Here is an 18,209-nt window from a genome sequence, read left to right on the forward strand (position 1 = left end):
GAGAACAGCCATGCATAACCCGCAACGAGAGCCGATGCTGGCATTGAACAGCGTCATCCTCACAGTCTTTTTCTTCCTGCTTCCTCTACTCCCTGCCCAAAGCCAGGCCGACACCCTTTCCGATCAGCGAGTGGCCTCGTTTATCGAAAGCGTTCGGGCTGCACAAACACTGGCACCGGAATTCGAGGAGCTGGAGCGTCAGATGGACAACCAGAACGAAAGCACCATGCCGGATTTCTCCCGGATCGTGTCGGAATCCCTGGAGCAGATGAAGGGCCATGAAGCCTATGGCCGCCTCGAAGACGTGGTGCAGGATCACGGCTTCGACAGCCTGGAATCCTGGGGTGCCACCGGAGACCGGGTGTTCCAGGCCTGGATGGCCATCGAAATGGCAGAGCAGAAGCCGGCCGCCAGGCAGGAGATGGAAGCCGCGCTCGCCGAGATGGAAAACAGCCCTCACATGACGGCCGAACAGAAAGCCCAGATGCGGGCCATGATGGAGGGTGCGATGGGCGCCATGCAAAGCGCGAGCAACGCTCCGGCGGCAGATATCGAGGCGGTGCGTCCCCACGTAGAGGCGCTGAGACAGCTAGGCGAGGAGTAGGAAGCAGCCACCGGAAAACAGAAAGCCCGGCAAGATCACTTGCCGGGCTTTTTCATTGCCAGGTTTCATTCAACCGTGATGTGGATACCTTTGCTCAGGACATCAGGTTGTAGAAAAAGACGATGGCAACTGCGATGGGAGTCACGAACCGGATCAGGTTGTACCAGAGGGTAAAGGCTCCTCCCTGAAGGGCCAGATCGGATTTCAGCGACTCTTTGGCCACAAACCAGCCGACAAATACCGCCGTCAGCAAACCGGAGAGCGGCAGCAGCACGTTGGCTGTGAAGAAGTCCAGCAGGTCAAAGATGGTCTTGCCTTCGAAGCGCTCAAACATAGCGAGCGGCGCGACGTCGGCCCAGACATTCAGCGACAGAATCGAAGCAATGCCCAGCGCCCAGCAGAGCACACCGACAAGGATGGAACTGCCTGTACGGGCCAGGCTGGTTTTTTCCTCAACCCACTCAACTACCGGCTCAAGCAGGGAAATACCGGAGGTCCAGGCGGCGAACAACAGCAGGATAAAGAACAGGGTGCCAAACAGGCCGCCCATGGGCATATTGCCAAAGGCCAGCGGCAGGGTCTGGAAAATCAGTCCGGGACCGGCACCGGCTTCCAGACCGTTGGCAAACACTACCGGGAAAATGGCGAGACCGGCCAGGAGTGCGACGACGGTATCCATGATGGCCACGCTGACAGCGGTGCGGCCAATGGACACATCCCGACCCAAATAGGAACCGTAGGCCATCATGATGGCCATACCGAGGCTCAGGGTAAAGAAGGCGTGGCCAAGGGCGATCAGAACCCCGTTGATGGTCAGGGCACCAAAGTCCGGCGTAAACAGGAAGCTGACGGCCTCACCAAAATGGCCTGTCGTGGTGGCATAACCTACCGCCACCAGCAGCAACAGAAACAGGGCCGGCATCAGGATGGTAACGGCCCGTTCCAGGCCTCCTTTCAGTCCCTGGGACACCACCAGAATAACCAGCGCCATAAAGATCGTGTGCCAGAGCAGCAGCTGCCCGGGGCTGGCCAGCAGGCCGCCGAACAACTCACCGATGGAGTCTGCGGTGCCACCGGTAAAGTCGCCCATGGCGGCATGTCCCACATAGGACGCCGCCCAGCCGCCGATCACCGAGTAGAAAGAGAGGATCACAAAGGCCGCGATCATCCCGATGATGGCCGAGATCCGCCAGCCCGGCGCGCTGAGGTTGCGCTCTGCCACCAGCCGCATGCTGGTGATGGGGTTATGTCGACCATTCCGGCCGATAAACACTTCCGCCATCATGATGGGGATACCGATCACTGCGATACACAGCAGATAAACCAGCACGAAGGCGCCACCACCGTTTTCGCCGGTAACGTAGGGGAACTTCCAGATATTACCGAGACCGACGGCCGAACCGGTTGCCGCCAGAATAAACGCCAACCGGGAAGACCAGAGACCACGAGCGGCCCCTGAACCGTTGCCCGAAACCGAGTTGGACTGAGTCATGTTGTGTTCCTGTGCTTTTGGCTGAGGAATGTCTTCAAAAAGGGATAGCCACGGCGTTGCCGGGGCAATTGGGGCGGGATTCTGCCAGCACTGGCGCGTCGATGCCAGTGCTGGCGCCCTCCCGGTCCGGATTGGTCCGGCGGGAGGAAAAGGAAGCTAAAGCTAACTAGCCGTTTTTGCTGATAAACCTGGCTATCAGGTCTTTCAGGCCACGGGACATGGCGCTGAGCCGGTCACTGCTCTGCTTGGCGGAGTCGGCCTGGGCATCACTATGATCGGCCAGCTCGGCAATATTGGTAATCTGGCGATTGATCTCGTCGGACACCTGGCTCTGCTCCTCAAAGGCCGCAGACATACTGATAAAGCTGTCGGAAATGGTCTGGATCGAGGTCACGATATCGCGCAGCGAGTTCTCGGCCTCCCGCACCTTTTCAAGGCCCTGACCGGCAACAGCCTCACCGTCCCGGGTTGCCTGGACCGCCGAGTCCACCTGCTGACGGAAATCATCGATCACGTTCTGGATTCGCACGGTGGATTCCCGGGTCCGGCGGGCCAGTGAGCGCACCTCATCCGCTACCACTGCAAAACCCCGCCCCTGCTCACCGGCACGCGCCGCTTCGATAGCCGCGTTCAATGCCAGAAGGTTGGTTTGCTCGGCAATCTCGGAAATCAGGTTGGCGGCTTCACCGATGCTGTTGGTGGACTCACCCAGCTTGCTGATCGTCGAACCAATACCATTTACGCGGGTTACCAGCTCTTCAATCGCAACCAGCGCTTCGGCGCTCCGGTCGCTGCCCACACCCGCAAGACGATTGGCCTCCTCGGCTTCACGGGCGTTACTGGTCACCGACTCGGCCACTTCCTGGATTGAGGCGGTCATTTCATTGATGGCCGAGGCAGTCTGATCGGTTTCCGCCCGCTGCCGGGCGATCGCCGCCGCGCCATCGCTGATATAGCCGTGAGAAGCCCGCGCCTGCTCGTAGAGCAGTTCTGCCTGGTCATCAATCCGCGCCAGGGCCGTACGAACCCGGGCCTCTTCACTGACCAGCAACAGCGACAGCTGCGAGAACAGTCCGCGTTCGTCGCTGTAGGTACGGGCAACAATGGGATCCCGGAAGGCATCTGGGCGAAAGTCCAGCAGCTTGCGCAAGCGAGCGGCCAGGGAGTTGAACACGAGGCCGAACCCTAGCGCGTGACCCATAACAATCAGGCCTGCTGCCAACCAGGGTTGGTTGATCTTGAGGGCACCAAGGCTGAGTACCAGCGACACCAGGAATGGCCAGCCGGAACGGAGCATCGACAAGGCACGATTGCTGAAGGATGAGGTCATCTTCCCGGCAGAGATCTTGGAATACAGCCGTTCGGCCCTGGCGATCTGCTCGCGGGTCGGCTCGACCCGAACCGACTCGAAGCCCACCATCTGGCCGTTCTCACGGATCGGCGTAACGTAAGCACTGACCCAGTAATGGTCGCCGCTCTTCGCCCGGTTCTTCACCACACCCATCCAGGCCTTGCCGGCCTTCAGGTAATCCCACATATCCTTGAATACGGCCTGGGGCATGTCCGGATGGCGGATTATGTTGTGAGCCTGGCCAACCAGTTCTTCCCGGGAGAAACCGCTGATTTCCACAAACTCTTCGTTGCAGTAGGTGATCACCCCTTTCAGGTCCGTGGTGGTAATCAACCGACCGCCTTTCCGCATTTTTACTTCACGCTGGGTTACCGGGAGATTCTTGCGCATAAACGGACCTTCTGACTCGGGGCTGACCACGGGGATAAATATGGGCAAACAAGGGTAAGCCCCTATGAATATCATTGATATTCATCAAAGGTTACCTTGCGTATGTGGAGTGTAACGGCAGAGGTGAGCGGAACCTTAGTGCGTGCAGGTACTTATGTCGTAACCGCCAGCCGGGCCCGGGGATGGAAGCGGGCGTTTACCCAGAGGGAGAAGGCAATCACGCCACCGCCAATCGCCAGCCTCAGCAAATCGGCGTCTCGATTCCAGATCAGCAGGTTGACGATCAGGCCTGCAGGCACCAACGCATTATTCATGATAGCCAGGGTGCCGGCGTCAACCACACAGGCACCGCGATTCCACAGGAACAGACCCAGGCCGGAGGCAGCAAGCCCCAGCCATGCCAGGATGCCCCACTGTACCGGTGTGGTCGGCAGCTTCTCGGCATTGCCGAATATCAGGAAGGACGGCAACGCAATAATCAGGGCGCCAAAGAAGAAATAGCCGAAGGTTCGGTAGCCCGGCAGATCACTCTGGTAGTGTTGCATCACGTGCTTGTAACCTACCTGGCCGGCTGCAAAGGTAAAATTCGCCACCTGCAGCAAAAGGAAGCCGGTAATGAAGTCCTCACTGAGCCCGTCGTAGCGTATGATACCCGCCCCGACAGTTGCGATGGCTGCAGCCAGGAGCGCCACCGGTGAAAACCGGCGAAACAGGGCGTCATCCAGCAGGGTCACATACAGCGGAGTGAAAATCGTGAACAGGAGGACTTCCGGGACGGTCAGGTAGCTAAAGGACCGGTACAGACAGAGGTAGGTAATCCCGAACTGCAGCATGCCGGTAACCAGAATACCCAGCTTCTGTCCGGAAGCCACGCCCCGCCAACGGGTGAACGGCAGAAAGACCAGGGCACCGAGCAGCACACGGCTGAGCACCGCAAAATCGCTGTCCACCTGGCCGGCCAGAAATTCGCCGATCAGACTGAATGAAAACGCCCACAGAACGGTAACAAAAACCAGAAGTCCCATCGCCACTGCCATCTGTTGTGATCAAGGCGCGTACTTTAACGGTTTTCGGAGAAACTTGCAGTGCAGAAACACGGGATAAAACCCCATGGATGAGATCCACCAGCCATTACCGGAACCCCGCCAGCCGCTGGTCACCAGAACACTGACAGAGTGGCGAACCCTCGCCATTCTGGGCGGGCCGATCCTGATCGCCCAACTGGCCCAGATGGCCAACGGCGTGATCGATACCATCATGGCCGGCCACGCGAGTGCCGAGGATCTTGCGGCAGTGGGTATTGGTAGCAGCCTGTGGATGCCCCTGTTCCTGTTTTTCATGGGCATGCTGGGGGCACTGCAGCCCATTATTTCCGGCTACAACGGTGCCCGGGAGGTGGGGAAAATCATGCCTGCAACCTGGCAGGGGCTCTACCTGGCCGCCGCCGGATCCGTGATCATGATCCTGCTGCTGACCCACGTGCACCCGGTGCTGGCGCTTCTGAACCTGGAAGCCAATACCGCACGCATCACCCAGGGCTACCTCAACGCCTTCGCCTGGGGCATCCCGGCCCTGCTGTTAATGACGGCACTACGGGGCCTGACCGATGGCCTCGGGCACACCCGCGTGATCATGGCATTCTCTGTACTCAGCACACTGATCAATCTGCCGATGAACTACATCTTCATCTACGGCAAGCTGGGGCTGCCTGCGATGGGCGGTGTTGGTTGTGGCTGGGCCACATCCATTTCCAACGGTGTGGCGGCAGCGGCACTGCTCGTGTATCTGAATCGAAGCCGGGTTTACCGTCAGTTCCACCTGATTGCCGATTGGGTGAAGCCGGACTTGGCAGGCATGCGCTACATCCTCGGCATCGGCGTGCCCATCGGCTTCACCATCTTTGTCGAGGCCAGCCTGTTCTCGGTAATTGCTCTGTTTCTGGCCCCCCTTGGCCCGGTGGTGGTGGCCGGGCACCAGATTGCCCTGAACGTGGTATCTCTACTGTTCATGCTGCCGTTGAGCATCGGTATGGCGCTGACTCTCCGGGTCAGCTTCCTCATGGGCGCCCGGGCGCCCGCCACCGCACGACTTATCTCCCGAAGTTCACTGATTCTGGCGGCTGCTACAGCGCTGGTTTTTGCAATACTGCTGTTTGTATTCTCCCGGGAGATCGCAGCGCTCTATACCAGTGATACCGAAGTACAGGCGGTCACCGTGAGGCTTCTGATGTTTGCGGCCCTGTTCCAGATTGCCGATGTTATCCAGGTAACCTGCATCAGCGCCTTGCGGGGTTACAAGGACACCCGGATTCCCATGTTCATCATGCTGTTTTCATTCTGGGGCGTTGGTATGCCACTGGGGTATGTGCTGACGTTCATGGACTGGCTGGTGCCGGCCATGGGGGCTGCCGGCTTCTGGGTAGGCCTCACGGGTGGCCTGGCATCCGCCAGCATTCTGTTGGGGTGCAGACTCTTTCTGTTTGCTCCCAATAGCGATCAGGCCGTTTCGGCTGCAAGCTCCGGCGTGCGCTGAGCATCGGCAAATACGACACAATCCCGGCCAGCTTCCTTGGCCTCATAGAGTGCCGCATCCGCCCGGGCAAGCCAGCTATCAACGCTTTCGCCATGCTCGAGCAGTGCCACGCCGAACGACGCCGTCACCGAACCGCCGGGGTGCTTCATGTATTTGCGCAGCACCTGTTGCAGGTTGTTCATCACGGCCTTGAGGCCAATGCCATCGACACCCGGCAGGAGCAGTACGAATTCTTCGCCACCGTACCGGAACAGCTGGTCTGACTTGCGGGTGTTCTGTTTCAGCAGCGCCACCAGATCGGTCAAGACACCATCGCCCACGCCATGGCCATGCTCATCGTTGATCTTCTTGAAGTGATCGATATCCAGCATGACCAGGGCATAGGGCAAACCGGTACGCTCGGCATTCGCCGCCGCCAGATCCAGCTCCTGATCCATTGAGCGCCGGTTCTTGATGCCGGTCAGCGGATCGATCGTTGCCAGATGCTCCAGACGCTCCCGCTGATCGTGGTTCCTGTGGGCAAAGACGTAGGCGCAGGCACTGACCACAAAGGCCGTTGAAGCAAACGACCACATCTGGACATCAGAACGGAAAGCCCCACCATGAACCATCAGGGCAATGACCGAGGCAATGTTCAGGGCTACCGCAATCCTGGGATTAACAAGAAAGAAGGTAGTGACAAGACACGGGTATAACCAGAACAGTCCCGGCTCGCCTACCACAATGCCCACGACGACCGCGCCGCCACAAGCAACACTGGCGACCACCACGCCACTTCGTCGCGTGTCCCCGGTTACCCATGCATAGACCAGCGCAGAGCAGATACCGAGAAGAATCGTTGTATCCACCAGTCCGGCCAGCAGATTTCCCTGCAGGTAGCGCATCACGGCAAATGGAGTAATCCCCAGAAACGCGCTCACCCCCAGCAGGGTGATGATCGATAATCGGAAATCGGTCTTGAGGCGATGGAGCATTTAGCGTTTTCGTCCGACAAAAGTACTATCCAGAATTCCAGAATAGCTCAACCAATTTGAATGATCGTTAAAGGACAACGATTCTTTACATATTCTCTATCAAAAAAGACAAAGTGTGAACGCTTGCTCATTTTTTCTTCCTCCCAAAACAGGGGCAGCGGTAAAATCAGGTAAAACCACACTGCTTCCTGGCGAGAGCCAGCCCGCGCCAGTGGAGCCCCAGCCGCATTCGGGGTTACACTGGCGACACAATTAACCTGTACCAGAGACACCTGATTTGACCGAACTTGTCCGAATTGCGCCCGGGGCGCTGACCATCGGCCGGCCCCTGCCTTGGGACGTCTACGATGCAGACGGCAATATCCTTCTGCGCCAGGGCTATGTAATTCAGACAGATTCCCAGCTGGAACAATTGTTCGAGCGCGGCCGATTCAAACCTCGCAAAATCGAACGCCCTCAGGAAGAAACGTTCGAGGATACCCGGGACAGGAACCCGTTTGCCGATTACCCGGATCTGCTCCATTCCCTCGAAGCAACCCTGAAGGCCATTACCGATTCCGACCCCTCGGCCCAAAAACGGCTGCTCGGCCTGGCCCGGATGATCGAGCGCACATGCACGGAATCACCCGATGCAACCCTGGCACTGGTTCACCTCTACTCAATCGGCCCGGTCATTCACGAACAGATCCTGTTTTACGCCATTCTTTGCCAGTTTATTGGCCGGCAATTCGGCCTGGAGGAGAAACGAGTAGCTGTACTGACTGCTGCCGCCCTCACTGCCAACCTCGGGCTCGTGCCCATCGCCGACAAGCTGAATGCGTCCAATACAGTGCTGAACGATGAACAGCGCGGCGTCATTCGCAAACACCCCGAACGCAGCATCCAGGCCCTGCAGGCCGCGGGCATCGATAACAAGCTCCTGCTGACCATCATTGCGCAACACCACGAGCAGGCCGACGGAAGCGGCTATCCGAAAGGTCTGAGTGGCACCGAAATACGGCCGGAAGCGGAGATCCTGGCGCTGGCAGAGCGTTACGTGGCCATGATCACCAAACGGGCCTACCGGCAACGCATGAATGTGGCCGACGCCCGGAAGCTGATTGCCAACCTGGCCGACGGCAAGTTCCGACCGGCCATCCCCAAGGCCCTGCTGCAGATTCTCGGGGAGTATCCGCCCGGCATTCTGGTTCGTCTGGAAAACAACGAAGTGGGCGTGGTTACCCGCCGGCCAGTCAGAGCCCGGGGACCTTTCGTCAAAGCCATTTTCGGTCCCCGTAGCAACCGTTACACCGGCACCTTCGAGCGGGACACCAGCGAGCCGGACTTCGGCATCCAGTCCCTGGAAGAGCCGGAAGTCATGCCTTCCATGGACTTCAGCCTGGTCTGGGGCTTCCGCTCCTGACCAACGTCACCACGCTATAAACCCAGTGCTTTTGCATGATGATCAAGGTGATCATCAATGAATGAGGCAATGAAGAAATAGCTGTGATCATAACCCCGGTGCATGCGCAGGTTGATGTGATGGTGGAACTTCTCACAGGCATCCGCCAGCGCATCCGGGTTCAGCTGGCTGTCCAGAAACTCGTCCGCTGTGCCCTGGTCCACCAGTAGCGGCAACCGCTCCTGAGCAGTGGGAATGAGCAATGTGGCATCCCATTCTTCCCAACTTCGCGGATCGTCTCCAAGATAACCCTTGAAGGCTTTCTGACCCCAGGGGCACTCGGTTGGGTTGGCGATGGGCGCAAACGCCGACACCGAGGCGTAGCGGCCCGGATTTTTCAGGGCGCAGATCAGAGCGCCGTGGCCGCCCATGGAGTGGCCGCTGACGGAGCGCTTGTCTGTTACCGGCAACTCATTCTCGATCAATTGCGGCAATTCCTTCACCACATAGTCGTACATCCGGTAATGGGGTGCCCAGGGTTGCTCGGTGGCGTTGATGTAGAAGCCGGCGCCGGAGCCAAAGTCATAACTGTCATCCTCACCCGGCAGGTTCACACCACGGGGGCTGGTGTCAGGACAGACGATGGCCATACCCAGCTGAGCGGCCCGTTTCTGGGCGCCGGCTTTCTGCATGAAATTCTGGTCGGTGCAGGTCAGCCCCGACAGCCAGTAGAGGACTGGCACCTTCTTCGGGTTGGAGCCCACAGCCACGGGCGGCAGATACACCGCAAATTCCATGTCGCATTCGAGGGTAGCGGAGGTATGCCGGTAGCGGCGGTGCTCGCCTTCGAAACTGACGTTCGTGGATAGGAGTTCCATAGTGTCCTCAATTTTGGGAAAAGTGTGTTTCAGTATTCGGCACTGGCGTGCTTCGGCGGCTCCAGACCAAAGCCGGTGCGAGCCAGCTCGGCCAGGATAGCAGTACGCGTGACAATACCGATCAGTTTGCCGTGATCCACAACAGGGTACACCTTTGGCTTGCCGGCACCGAGGTTCTGGGCGAGATCGACCACCGACATCTCTGCCGAAATCGTGACCGGTTTCCGGAACATGACATCGTCAACGAGCGGATCGCCCTCCCGATGATAGCCGCTGACCAGCAGAGCATGGATGCAATCCTGCTCGGAGATAAAACCGATCACATGGCGCTGGTCATCAACGACCGGCAGACCAGTTACGTGGTTGTGGAGCAGCGTCTTCACCACTTTGGTGAGCTGCGTGCCGCAACGGACCGGCTCGATGTGGTTCCACATGACATCTGAAACTTTGAGTGAACGCATGGGCAGAATCTCTCTCCTCGGTGGATGGTCGCCAATGTAATGAGCATAGGCAATCACCCCTGAATCCACCACTTTTACCGGGCCATCGGTTTACATGGGAAAATTTCTGACTAAACTCAGTCGGTTATACCCAATCCGGGTCAAAAATCCAAACCAATCCATGGCAGACAGAGGGAGATCCCATGGAAGCTATTTCTGAATTCGTAGGGCAGATAAACGGGCTGGTCTGGGGCCCACCCATGCTGGTTTTGATACTGGGTGTCGGGGTTTTCCTCAGCCTCGGTCTCAAGATGATGCCGGTTCTGAAGTTGGGCGCCGGCTTCCGGCTGATGTGGAAAGGCCGCTCCGCCGCGGGATCTGAATCCGAGGGTGAAATCCCGCCGTTCCAGGCGTTGATGACAGCGCTCTCAGCCACCGTTGGCACAGGCAACATTGCCGGGGTTGCCACAGCCGTGTTCCTTGGGGGCCCCGGCGCGCTTTTCTGGATGTGGCTTACGGCCCTTGTGGGCATGGCCACCAAGTACTCCGAGGCGGTCCTGGCGGTGCGTTTTCGCGAAGTCGACGAACGCGGTGCCCACGTGGGCGGCCCGATGTATTACATCCGCAACGGCCTGGGTCACAAGTGGGCCTGGCTTGGCGTCCTGTTTGCCGTCTTTGCCGCCATCGCCGGTTTCGGCATCGGCAATACTGTGCAGGCAAATTCGGTTGCCGATGTCATGGAGACCAACTTTGGGCTGCCGCACTGGGTGACCGGCCTCGTTCTTATGGCTCTGGTGGGTATGGTCCTGATCGGCGGTATCCGCAGGATTGGCCATGTCGCCAGCGCCCTGGTGCCGTTGATGGCAGTTTCCTATCTGCTCGCCGGGCTTGTGGTGTTGGCTATCAACGCCGCTGATATTCCTGCCGCTTTTGCCCTGGTGATCAAACATGCCTTCAGCCCCATCGCCGCCGAGGGTGGGTTTGCCGGTGCGGCAGTCTGGGCAGCCATCCGCTTCGGGGTGGCCCGTGGCATCTTCTCCAATGAAGCCGGCCTGGGCTCCGCGCCCATTGCCCATGCCGCCGCACAAACCCGAAACCCGATCAATCAGGGCATGGTGGCCATGCTCGGCACATTCATCGATACCATTATCATCTGCACGATTACCGGACTGGTGATTATCACTTCCGGCACCTGGACCTCCGGGGAATCCGGGGCGGCACTGACCTCCATGGCATTCCAGGAGGCGCTGCCCGGCGTTGGCAACTATCTTGTAGCCATTGCCCTCGCGGTTTTTGCGTTCACAACCATTCTGGGCTGGTCGTTCTATGGTGAGCGCTGCATCGAGTTCCTGTTCGGCGTAAAGGCCATCGTGCCGTACCGCATTGCATGGATTCTGGCAATCCCGGTGGGTGCCACCCTGAACCTGGGCTTTGTCTGGCTGGTGGCAGACACCCTGAATGCCATGATGGCATTGCCGAACCTGATTGCCCTGCTGATGCTGAGCCCGATTGTGTTCAAGCTCACCCGTGAGCATTTTGAGAAGGAGAAAGCGCTGGGGGTCTGAGCCCCTTGTAATTGCCTCATCTGGCACCAAGGTTTGTCGTATACACTCAGAACATAACCCGGCCGTTTCAGGGCCGGAATAACAAACGAAATTGTCACTAACATGATCAAAGGAGAGTACACATGACTTTACGTCTCGGAGATACCGCCCCTGATTTTGAACAGGACTCCAGTGAAGGGAAGATTTCGTTTTACGACTGGCTGGGCGACAGCTGGGGCGTGCTGTTCTCGCACCCGGCGGATTTCACCCCGGTCTGCACCACCGAGCTGGGCCTGACCGCCAAACTGAAGGACGAGTTCGCCAAGCGCGGCGTCAAGGCCATCGCACTGAGCGTTGATCCGGTCGATTCCCACCACGAGTGGATCAAGGACATCAATGAAACCCAGGGCTGCTCGGTAAACTTCCCGATCATTGCAGACCATGATCGCAAGGTGTCCCAGCTGTACGACATGATTCACCCGAATGCCGACAGCAGCCTTACCGTGCGCTCGCTGTTCGTGATCGACCCGAACAAGAAGGTTCGCTTGATGATTACCTACCCGGCCAGCACCGGTCGTAACTTCAACGAAGTTCTGCGGGTGATCGATTCGCTGCAGCTGACCGACGAACACAAGGTCGCGACCCCGGGCAACTGGGAGCGCGGTGGCGATGTGGTTATCGTTCCGTCCCTTCAGGACGAGGAAGAAATCAAGCAACGCTTCCCGAAAGGCTACAAGGCGGTGAAATCCTACCTGCGGATGACACCAGACCCGAAAGCCAACTGGAGCGGTGACTGATCACTAGCCTATTAAGCCTATAAAAAAGGCCGGGCAGCATTCGCTGTCCGGCCTTTTTCATGGTTGTGGATCAGGCAATCAGAATGCCGGAACCACTGCACCCTCATACTTTTCCATGATGAAGTCGCGAACCGCATCAGACTTCAGAGCCGCAGCCAGTTTCTGCATAGCCTCGCTGTCCTTGTTGTCCGGACGGGCGACCAGGATGTTCACATAAGGTGACTCGGAGCCCTCGATCACCAGCGCGTCTTCAGACGGGTTCAGACCGGCTTCCAGCGCATAGTTGGTATTGATCAGCGCCAGGTCGACCTGGTTCAGGATACGGGGCAGGGTGGCAGCTTCCAGTTCCTTGAAGTCGAGATCTTTCGGGTTATCGGCGATATCACGGGGTGTTGCAGTGATCTTGCTCTCGTCTTTCAGGGTGATCACGCCGGCCTTCTGCAGGAGCAGCAGCGCACGGCCACCGTTGGTGGGGTCGTTCGGAATGGCAACCACGGCACCTTCTTTCAGCTCGTCCAGCGAATCAATCTTGCTGGAGTAGGCGCCAAACGGCTCAACGTGAACGCCGGTCACGGTTACCAGGTTAGTACCACGGCCTTCATTGAATTCATCCAGGTACGGCTGGTGCTGGAAGAAGTTGGCGTCCATCCGCTTCTGGTCCACCTGGATATTCGGCTGGATGTAATCAGTGAATACCTTCACGTCCAGTTCCACGCCCTGCTCGGCCAGCTGTGGCTTCACGAATTCCAGGATCTCGGCATGGGGAACCGGGGTGGCAGCTACAGAGAGTTCTTCGGCAGCAACGGCGCCGGAAAACGTAGCTGCGGCAGCCAGTGCTGCGAGTGTTTTCTTCAGATTCATAGATCGATTCTCCTGTTGAGCATCTTGAACAAATGAGTTCGGGTTCGGAGTACGGCCGGCGGTCGGTCGGAGTACCCTTCCGAAAAACGCCCGTGAATACCCCTGCGGGGTCCAGCTAGCAATCACAGATTGCTGTCGTTCGGCTGTCGCATAAAGCTTCGCTTTATATGCGCTCGGCCTCACCCATGTAGGGCTCGGTCGCGCCATCCCTGGCGCTCCACGTTTTCGGAAGGGTACTCCGACCGCCCACCGGCCTATATCCAGCTTTTCTACTTTCTGCTGAAGTACAGAACCAGACGGTCGCCGACCATCTGCAGCACCTGTACGAAAATAACCAGTAGCGCGACTGTAATGACCATTACGTCGGTCTGGAATCGTTGATAGCCGAAGCGGATCGCCAGATCGCCGAGACCGCCGCCACCTATGACTCCGGACATGGCCGCATAGGAAACCAGCGTTATTGCAGTAACAGTAATGCCCGCGATGATGCCCGGAAGCGCTTCCGGTAACAGAGCGCCGAAGATAATCTGTTTAACGCTGGCGCCCATGGCCTGGGTGGCCTCGATGATCCCGCGGTCCACTTCTCGCAGGGAGGTTTCCACCAACCGTGCGAAGAACGGCGCACCGCCAGCCACCAGCGGCGGAATCGCTCCGGCTACGCCCAAAGACGTGCCGATCAGCATTACGGTGAAGGGGATCATGACGATCAGCAGGATGATGAATGGTACGGAACGGAGCACGTTCACCACGAACGACAGCACCGCATAGGCCACCGGCTGTTCCAGCAGCTGGCGTTTGCCGAACAGGAACAAAAGAACGCCGATGGGCAGGCCGATCAGGACGCTGAACAGCAGGGACATACCCACCATGACCAGGGTATCCCAGCTGGCCCAGCCGATTTCGGTCCAGTCTACATTGCTTAACAGGTCTTCCATCAGCGCAGCACCTCCACGTGAACGTCGGCGGCCTTGAGCGCCTGCATGGCCACCTCGAGATCACCGCCCACCAGTGACAGGGTCAGCTGGCCGTAGGGTGTGTCCTTGATGTGGTCGATTCGGCCGGAAAGAATGCTGAAATCCACGCCGGACTCCCGGGCAACGCTGCCCAGCAGCGGTTTATAGGTGGATTCGCCCTTGAAGGTCAGGCGGAGGATCCGGCCGCTGGCCTTGCTCAGGTCTTCCTGGAGTTCATCCCGGTCAATGCTTTCGCTCTCGAAGACAAAGTCTCGTGTGGTCGGGTGCTTCGGGTGCAGGAACACCTCGCTGACCGGGCCCATTTCGACCACTTCACCAGCGTCCATCACTGCCACGCGATCGCAGACCCGGCGAACCACGTCCATTTCATGGGTGATCAGTACGATGGTCAGGCCCAGTTCCCGGTTGATGTCGGCCAGCAGCTTCAGCACCGACTGGGTCGTTTGCGGGTCGAGAGCGCTGGTTGCTTCGTCGCACAGCAGGATCGTGGGCCGGCAGGCCAGGGCGCGGGCAATGCCCACTCGCTGTTTCTGCCCGCCGGAGAGCTGCGATGGGTATTTGTTGGCGTGGTCGGTGAGGCTGACCCGGGCCAACAGTTCCTCAACCCGATCCCGAATCTCGGCCTTCGAGTAGATGCCCGCCAGCTTCATCGGGAAGGCAATGTTGTCCGCCACGGTTTTCGACGACAGCAGGTTGAAGTGCTGGAAGATCATTCCCACCTTGCGGCGAAAGGCACGGAGTTCGGCAGCGTCGTAGTCGGTGATGTTCTCGTCGTCGATCAGAATACGACCGCCGGTGGGTGGTTCCAGCAGGTTGATCAGACGCACCAGCGTCGATTTACCGGCGCCGGAATGGCCAACGATGCCGAATACCTCGCCGGTTTCAATGGTCATATCGGTGGGATGAAGCGCGGGGATCGCCCGGCCGCCTACCTGATACGACTTCTGTACCTGGTCAAATATAATCACGGTCAGCGCCTTGTGGGTGCAGCGTTAAAAACCGGCGATTATAGCCCATTCGGTTGGCAAACCCGAATTCCGGAATGATTCTCAGTGTGGGTAGATGTCCCTACACAAACGGTTACCTGACATCCGCCACAGCCCTGAACTAAACTTGGAAGTCATAAGAACCTTAATTTCCCTCCGTTTCGAGAGCCGCGCCACCCAGAGATGCCAAAACGTGACCATTGAAAAACAGCCAACGCCCTCACGGATGAACTCCACCCAGGCATGGGTCACTTATCTCAGCAAGGTCGAGCTGCCGGTTCTGGCCAACACTCTCAAGCGTATCAATGAGTTGACGGACAGCCGAAACAGCACGGTTAACGAACTGGCCAACGTCATCCTCAACGATGCCCAGCTCACCTCTCAGGTGCTGAGACTGTCCAACACCGTGTTCTACAACCAGACGCGGACGCAGGTCAGCACGGTCAGTCGGGCCATTACCCTGATCGGCTTCGATGCCGTGAAATCCATGGCCATTTCCTCGCTGATCGTCGACGCGCTCCTGAAACGCAACGACCGCCCGCACCTCTTGCGCTGCCTGGCACGAGCCATTCACGCCGCGGTTCAGGCCCGGTGTCTAATGCCCAAACGGAATGAAACGGCCCTGGAGGAGGTTTTTATCGGGGCCTTGCTGATGAACATCGGCGAGCTGGCGTTCTGGTCCTGCGAGACAGAACAGGCGACGGAACTCGAGGAACGACTGCGGCTTGAGGAACCGCCGGTTGAGGCCCAGAAAGCCGTTCTGCACTCAACGTTTACCGAAATCACCCGCGGTCTTGTGGAGGCCTGGTCCCTCGGGCCATTTATCAGGGATGTTGTGTCTCCGGGTCAGGCCAATTCCATGGCTTCGAGCCTGGTGCGGAATTCCGTGGAAATGGCCCGACTGTCAGAACAGGGCTGGAGCGGTCCGGACATGGACAAGGTATTGGAACGCCTGGGCAGGGATATTGGTGAGCCCCCGGCGGTGGTTCGCGACCAGCTCAAGGTGAACGCATCGGAGGCCACCCTCGTGGCCGTTTCCCTGGGCATTCCGCAAGTCACTGCCATGATGCCGGGCGCCGAGGGCAAGTCAGGCGACACCGGCGCAAGGGCGCCGGACATGGATGCGGAACTGCAGCTGGAAATCCTGCGCGAATTAAGCCATTGCCTCGCCGAAAAACCGGATATCAATGAAGTCTGCCAGCTGGTAATTGAGGGCATACACCGGGCTATTGGTATGCAGCGAGTCGCCCTGTTGATGAGTGACCGCACCGGCAACGAACTGGTGCCCCGAAAACTCGGCGGCCGCGGCACCGAGGAATGGCGTGAACACTTCGTGATTCCCAAGGACGGTACCGGGCCGCTGGGCCCGCTTCTGCCTCATGCCCATTGCAGCATCTACGAACCAAAACCAAACGCCGAAGGCGTGGCGTATGATCGCTGGCTCGGCAAAGTGCCGGCGTTGATTGGCCCGATCAAGGCAAATGGCCGGCTCATCGGTCTGTTCTATGCCGACAATGCGGCCGGGGCCTATACGCCCTCAAAAGAGCAGCTATCAGCCTTCGGCCACTTTATTCAGAACGCGCAGCTGTGCCTGACCTTAATCTCGACCCACTAGCGTTGACTCAGAGCTCGTAGAGCCTCGTGACGTGCAAAACCGGCCCGGTTGGCGATCCTGTCGGTGAACCGCCTTCGGGTTCAAGACTGATCGCCAGAGTCCGGCTGCGGGTCAAGGAGCTTTGGGCTTCATCCGACAACGCCACCTCATGAGTGTCAGCCGCCGGTAGGACCCCGAGAGAAAGTGGCTCACCATCCTTCGGAACAACCCAGAGTTCATAATCCTTGCCTGACTCCGCGGTGCCTGCGGCAACAGAGCGCAACTTCAGCAGGTTGCCACTACCGGTTTCGCTCAATAGCCACAGCGGATCGCCCATATCGGCCTTGATAATTGCCCCGGCCAACAAGGGTCGCTCCACACCCGGGGTCGGCTGCTGCAGCAACAGGACTGCGAAAAGAACCGCGGCAGCCGTTGCCATCAAGCCCCAGCCTGGCCAGAACCAACCGGCTTTTGCTGGGGACTCGGCTGTCGGTGTGGCCTGTTCCGGCCACAACCGCCTCTGGATGTCTGACCATACGCGGGGCGGCGGGGTTTCCTGCGGTGCGGCCGTCGATAACGCGCCCAACTGCTGTTCCCAGAACCAGACTTCCTGGCGTACCCGGCCTGACTCCATCATCCATCCCTCAAAGCGGAGACGGGCAGGGCCTTTGAGGGATCCCAGAACATATTCCGCGGCAAGAATCTCTACGCGCTCAGGTGATTTTCTCATCGTTCAAGACACCTCTTAAGCGCCATAAGCCCCCTCCGGATCCAGCTCTTCACGGTGCCAACCGGAGAATTGAAAGTTTCCGACAACTCATCGTGAGTAAAGCCCCGGTAATAGGCGAGCAGGATGCTATCCCGCTGAACATCGCTGAGTTCTTCCAGGCAGCCGGTCAGCTGTGCCGAGCCGGCGCTGCGCAACGAATCATCCATCGGCCCACCCCGCTTGTCCCCTACCTGTGCAAGGTGCTCATCGCCGGTCGTCTGTCGCGCTTTCCGGGCGCGCATCAGATCAAGAGTTCGGTACCGGGCAATGGTCATCATCCAGGCCAGAGGCGCGCCCCGATCCCGGTGATATTCGCCCGCGTGATGCCAGATCTGTATAAAACTCTCCTGCATCGCTTCTTCCGCCAATTCACGATGGTTCGCGAGCTTGACGCACAAGCCAAACATTCTCGCCGCCACCCGGCTGTACAGTTGTTGGAACGCTTGTCGATCCTTCCTTGCCACTGAGCGCAGCAATCGCATCAGCTCGTCCTGATTTACCTCGGCATAAGCCATAAACACCCTCATTGTTCTGGTTATTGCCGAAGGTACGGGCGCACGGGAGCTGAAGTTGCGCGCCTGCCAAAAAACTTTTTTTGCAGCAACTGCAACTTTTGACGCGCACCGGCCGTTCCTTCCCCCG

General features: G+C 58.6%; 18 protein-coding genes. 6 read left to right on the forward strand and 12 right to left on the reverse strand.

The window, feature by feature from the left end; translation table 11 throughout:
- Positions 1–10 precede the first annotated feature (10 nt).
- Positions 11–604 (forward strand): hypothetical protein, encoded by a 594-nt coding sequence (locus EDB94_RS08760; RefSeq protein ID WP_227499671.1) that lies wholly within the window; start codon positions 11–13, stop codon positions 602–604.
- A 94-nt stretch (positions 605–698) separates the two neighbouring features.
- Here the strand turns inward: EDB94_RS08760 and EDB94_RS08765 are convergent, their stop codons facing one another.
- From EDB94_RS08765 to EDB94_RS08775, 3 genes are all read right to left on the reverse strand, one after another.
- Positions 699–2,096: a sodium-dependent transporter gene (locus EDB94_RS08765; protein WP_062783344.1), complete on the reverse strand. Its 1,398-nt coding sequence runs from the start codon at positions 2,094–2,096 to the stop codon at positions 699–701.
- A 166-nt stretch (positions 2,097–2,262) separates the two neighbouring features.
- Positions 2,263–3,837 carry a PAS domain-containing methyl-accepting chemotaxis protein gene (locus EDB94_RS08770; protein WP_108018120.1) on the reverse strand — a complete coding sequence of 525 codons (1,575 nt, stop codon included), beginning with the start codon at positions 3,835–3,837 and terminating at the stop codon, positions 2,263–2,265.
- Positions 3,838–3,989: 152 nt separating this feature from the next.
- Positions 3,990–4,862 (reverse strand): carboxylate/amino acid/amine transporter, encoded by an 873-nt coding sequence (locus EDB94_RS08775; RefSeq protein ID WP_041646450.1) that lies wholly within the window; start codon positions 4,860–4,862, stop codon positions 3,990–3,992.
- Between the two features lie 85 nt (positions 4,863–4,947).
- Here EDB94_RS08775 and EDB94_RS08780 point away from each other — a divergent pair, with 85 nt between their 5' ends.
- Complete coding sequence (locus EDB94_RS08780; RefSeq protein ID WP_108018121.1) at positions 4,948–6,369, forward strand: MATE family efflux transporter; 1,422 nt, start codon at positions 4,948–4,950, stop codon at positions 6,367–6,369.
- Here EDB94_RS08780 and EDB94_RS08785 read toward each other — a convergent pair.
- On the reverse strand, positions 6,333–7,343 hold the full coding sequence (locus tag EDB94_RS08785) for a GGDEF domain-containing protein (RefSeq protein ID WP_062783353.1): 1,011 nt from the start codon (positions 7,341–7,343) through the stop codon (positions 6,333–6,335). The two genes, EDB94_RS08780 and EDB94_RS08785, sit on opposite strands and share 37 nt — an antisense overlap.
- Before the next feature lie 47 nt (positions 7,344–7,390).
- Positions 7,391–7,615, reverse strand: coding sequence for a hypothetical protein (locus EDB94_RS20775; protein WP_221180316.1), 225 nt, complete (start codon positions 7,613–7,615; stop codon positions 7,391–7,393).
- A gap of 5 nt (positions 7,616–7,620) precedes the next feature.
- Between EDB94_RS20775 and EDB94_RS08790 the strand changes: the two genes are divergently transcribed.
- Positions 7,621–8,745 carry an HD-GYP domain-containing protein gene (locus EDB94_RS08790; protein WP_108018122.1) on the forward strand — a complete coding sequence of 375 codons (1,125 nt, stop codon included), beginning with the start codon at positions 7,621–7,623 and terminating at the stop codon, positions 8,743–8,745.
- A gap of 14 nt (positions 8,746–8,759) precedes the next feature.
- Here the strand turns inward: EDB94_RS08790 and fghA are convergent, their stop codons facing one another.
- A complete protein-coding gene (fghA, locus tag EDB94_RS08795) occupies positions 8,760–9,602 on the reverse strand; it encodes an S-formylglutathione hydrolase (RefSeq protein ID WP_108018123.1) in 843 nt (280 codons plus the stop codon).
- A 29-nt stretch (positions 9,603–9,631) separates the two neighbouring features.
- Entirely contained in the window at positions 9,632–10,063 is a 432-nt protein-coding gene (locus EDB94_RS08800) for a CBS domain-containing protein (RefSeq protein ID WP_041645917.1), read from the reverse strand.
- Positions 10,064–10,245: 182 nt separating this feature from the next.
- Between EDB94_RS08800 and EDB94_RS08805 the strand changes: the two genes are divergently transcribed.
- Positions 10,246–11,607 carry a sodium:alanine symporter family protein gene (locus EDB94_RS08805; RefSeq protein ID WP_108018124.1) on the forward strand — a complete coding sequence of 454 codons (1,362 nt, stop codon included), beginning with the start codon at positions 10,246–10,248 and terminating at the stop codon, positions 11,605–11,607.
- Between the two features lie 122 nt (positions 11,608–11,729).
- Complete coding sequence (locus tag EDB94_RS08810) at positions 11,730–12,383, forward strand: peroxiredoxin (RefSeq protein ID WP_069182577.1); 654 nt, start codon at positions 11,730–11,732, stop codon at positions 12,381–12,383.
- Positions 12,384–12,461: 78 nt separating this feature from the next.
- Here EDB94_RS08810 and EDB94_RS08815 read toward each other — a convergent pair whose 3' ends face one another.
- From EDB94_RS08815 to EDB94_RS08825, 3 genes are all read right to left on the reverse strand, one after another.
- Positions 12,462–13,244: a MetQ/NlpA family ABC transporter substrate-binding protein gene (locus EDB94_RS08815; protein ID WP_053113603.1), complete on the reverse strand. Its 783-nt coding sequence runs from the start codon at positions 13,242–13,244 to the stop codon at positions 12,462–12,464.
- A 269-nt stretch (positions 13,245–13,513) separates the two neighbouring features.
- The gene (locus EDB94_RS08820; RefSeq protein ID WP_008176989.1) at positions 13,514–14,179 is read right to left on the reverse strand and encodes a methionine ABC transporter permease; all 666 of its coding nucleotides are present in this window, start codon (positions 14,177–14,179) and stop codon (positions 13,514–13,516) included.
- Positions 14,179–15,186 (reverse strand): methionine ABC transporter ATP-binding protein, encoded by a 1,008-nt coding sequence (locus EDB94_RS08825; RefSeq protein ID WP_108018125.1) that lies wholly within the window; start codon positions 15,184–15,186, stop codon positions 14,179–14,181. The genes EDB94_RS08820 and EDB94_RS08825 overlap by 1 nt, the downstream gene beginning before the upstream one ends.
- 211 nt (positions 15,187–15,397) lie before the next feature.
- Between EDB94_RS08825 and EDB94_RS08830 the strand changes: the two genes are divergently transcribed.
- A complete protein-coding gene (locus tag EDB94_RS08830) occupies positions 15,398–16,819 on the forward strand; it encodes an HDOD domain-containing protein (RefSeq protein WP_108018126.1) in 1,422 nt (473 codons plus the stop codon).
- 7 nt (positions 16,820–16,826) lie between these two features.
- On the opposite strand, the gene EDB94_RS08835 is transcribed toward EDB94_RS08830, so the two are convergent.
- On the reverse strand, positions 16,827–17,528 hold the full coding sequence (locus EDB94_RS08835) for an anti-sigma factor domain-containing protein (RefSeq protein ID WP_108018127.1): 702 nt from the start codon (positions 17,526–17,528) through the stop codon (positions 16,827–16,829).
- Positions 17,525–18,082 carry a sigma-70 family RNA polymerase sigma factor gene (locus EDB94_RS08840; RefSeq protein WP_181259024.1) on the reverse strand — a complete coding sequence of 186 codons (558 nt, stop codon included), beginning with the start codon at positions 18,080–18,082 and terminating at the stop codon, positions 17,525–17,527. The genes EDB94_RS08835 and EDB94_RS08840 overlap by 4 nt, the downstream gene beginning before the upstream one ends.
- Positions 18,083–18,209 lie beyond the last annotated feature (127 nt).

It is taken from the genome of Marinobacter sp. 3-2, assembly GCF_003751355.1.
Lineage (GTDB): Bacteria > Pseudomonadota > Gammaproteobacteria > Pseudomonadales > Oleiphilaceae > Marinobacter > Marinobacter adhaerens.

Excerpts from the sequence above, each read along its gene's own strand:
- EDB94_RS08785 (WP_062783353.1), bottom strand. The coding sequence starts at position 7,343 with ATGCTCCATCGCCTCAAGACCGATTTCCGATTATCGATCATCACCCTG.
- EDB94_RS08810 (WP_069182577.1), top strand. The coding sequence starts at position 11,730 with ATGACTTTACGTCTCGGAGATACCGCCCCTGATTTTGAACAGGACTCC.
- EDB94_RS08760 (WP_227499671.1), top strand. The coding sequence starts at position 11 with ATGCATAACCCGCAACGAGAGCCGATGCTGGCATTGAACAGCGTCATC.
- EDB94_RS08770 (WP_108018120.1), bottom strand. The coding sequence starts at position 3,837 with ATGCGCAAGAATCTCCCGGTAACCCAGCGTGAAGTAAAAATGCGGAAA.
- EDB94_RS08805 (WP_108018124.1), top strand. The coding sequence starts at position 10,246 with ATGGAAGCTATTTCTGAATTCGTAGGGCAGATAAACGGGCTGGTCTGG.
- EDB94_RS08820 (WP_008176989.1), bottom strand. The coding sequence starts at position 14,179 with ATGGAAGACCTGTTAAGCAATGTAGACTGGACCGAAATCGGCTGGGCC.
- fghA (WP_108018123.1), bottom strand. The coding sequence starts at position 9,602 with ATGGAACTCCTATCCACGAACGTCAGTTTCGAAGGCGAGCACCGCCGC.
- EDB94_RS08815 (WP_053113603.1), bottom strand. The coding sequence starts at position 13,244 with ATGAATCTGAAGAAAACACTCGCAGCACTGGCTGCCGCAGCTACGTTT.
- EDB94_RS08800 (WP_041645917.1), bottom strand. The coding sequence starts at position 10,063 with ATGCGTTCACTCAAAGTTTCAGATGTCATGTGGAACCACATCGAGCCG.
- EDB94_RS08765 (WP_062783344.1), bottom strand. The coding sequence starts at position 2,096 with ATGACTCAGTCCAACTCGGTTTCGGGCAACGGTTCAGGGGCCGCTCGT.
- EDB94_RS08775 (WP_041646450.1), bottom strand. The coding sequence starts at position 4,862 with ATGGGACTTCTGGTTTTTGTTACCGTTCTGTGGGCGTTTTCATTCAGT.
- EDB94_RS08835 (WP_108018127.1), bottom strand. The coding sequence starts at position 17,528 with ATGAGAAAATCACCTGAGCGCGTAGAGATTCTTGCCGCGGAATATGTT.
- EDB94_RS08780 (WP_108018121.1), top strand. The coding sequence starts at position 4,948 with ATGGATGAGATCCACCAGCCATTACCGGAACCCCGCCAGCCGCTGGTC.
- EDB94_RS08840 (WP_181259024.1), bottom strand. The coding sequence starts at position 18,082 with ATGGCTTATGCCGAGGTAAATCAGGACGAGCTGATGCGATTGCTGCGC.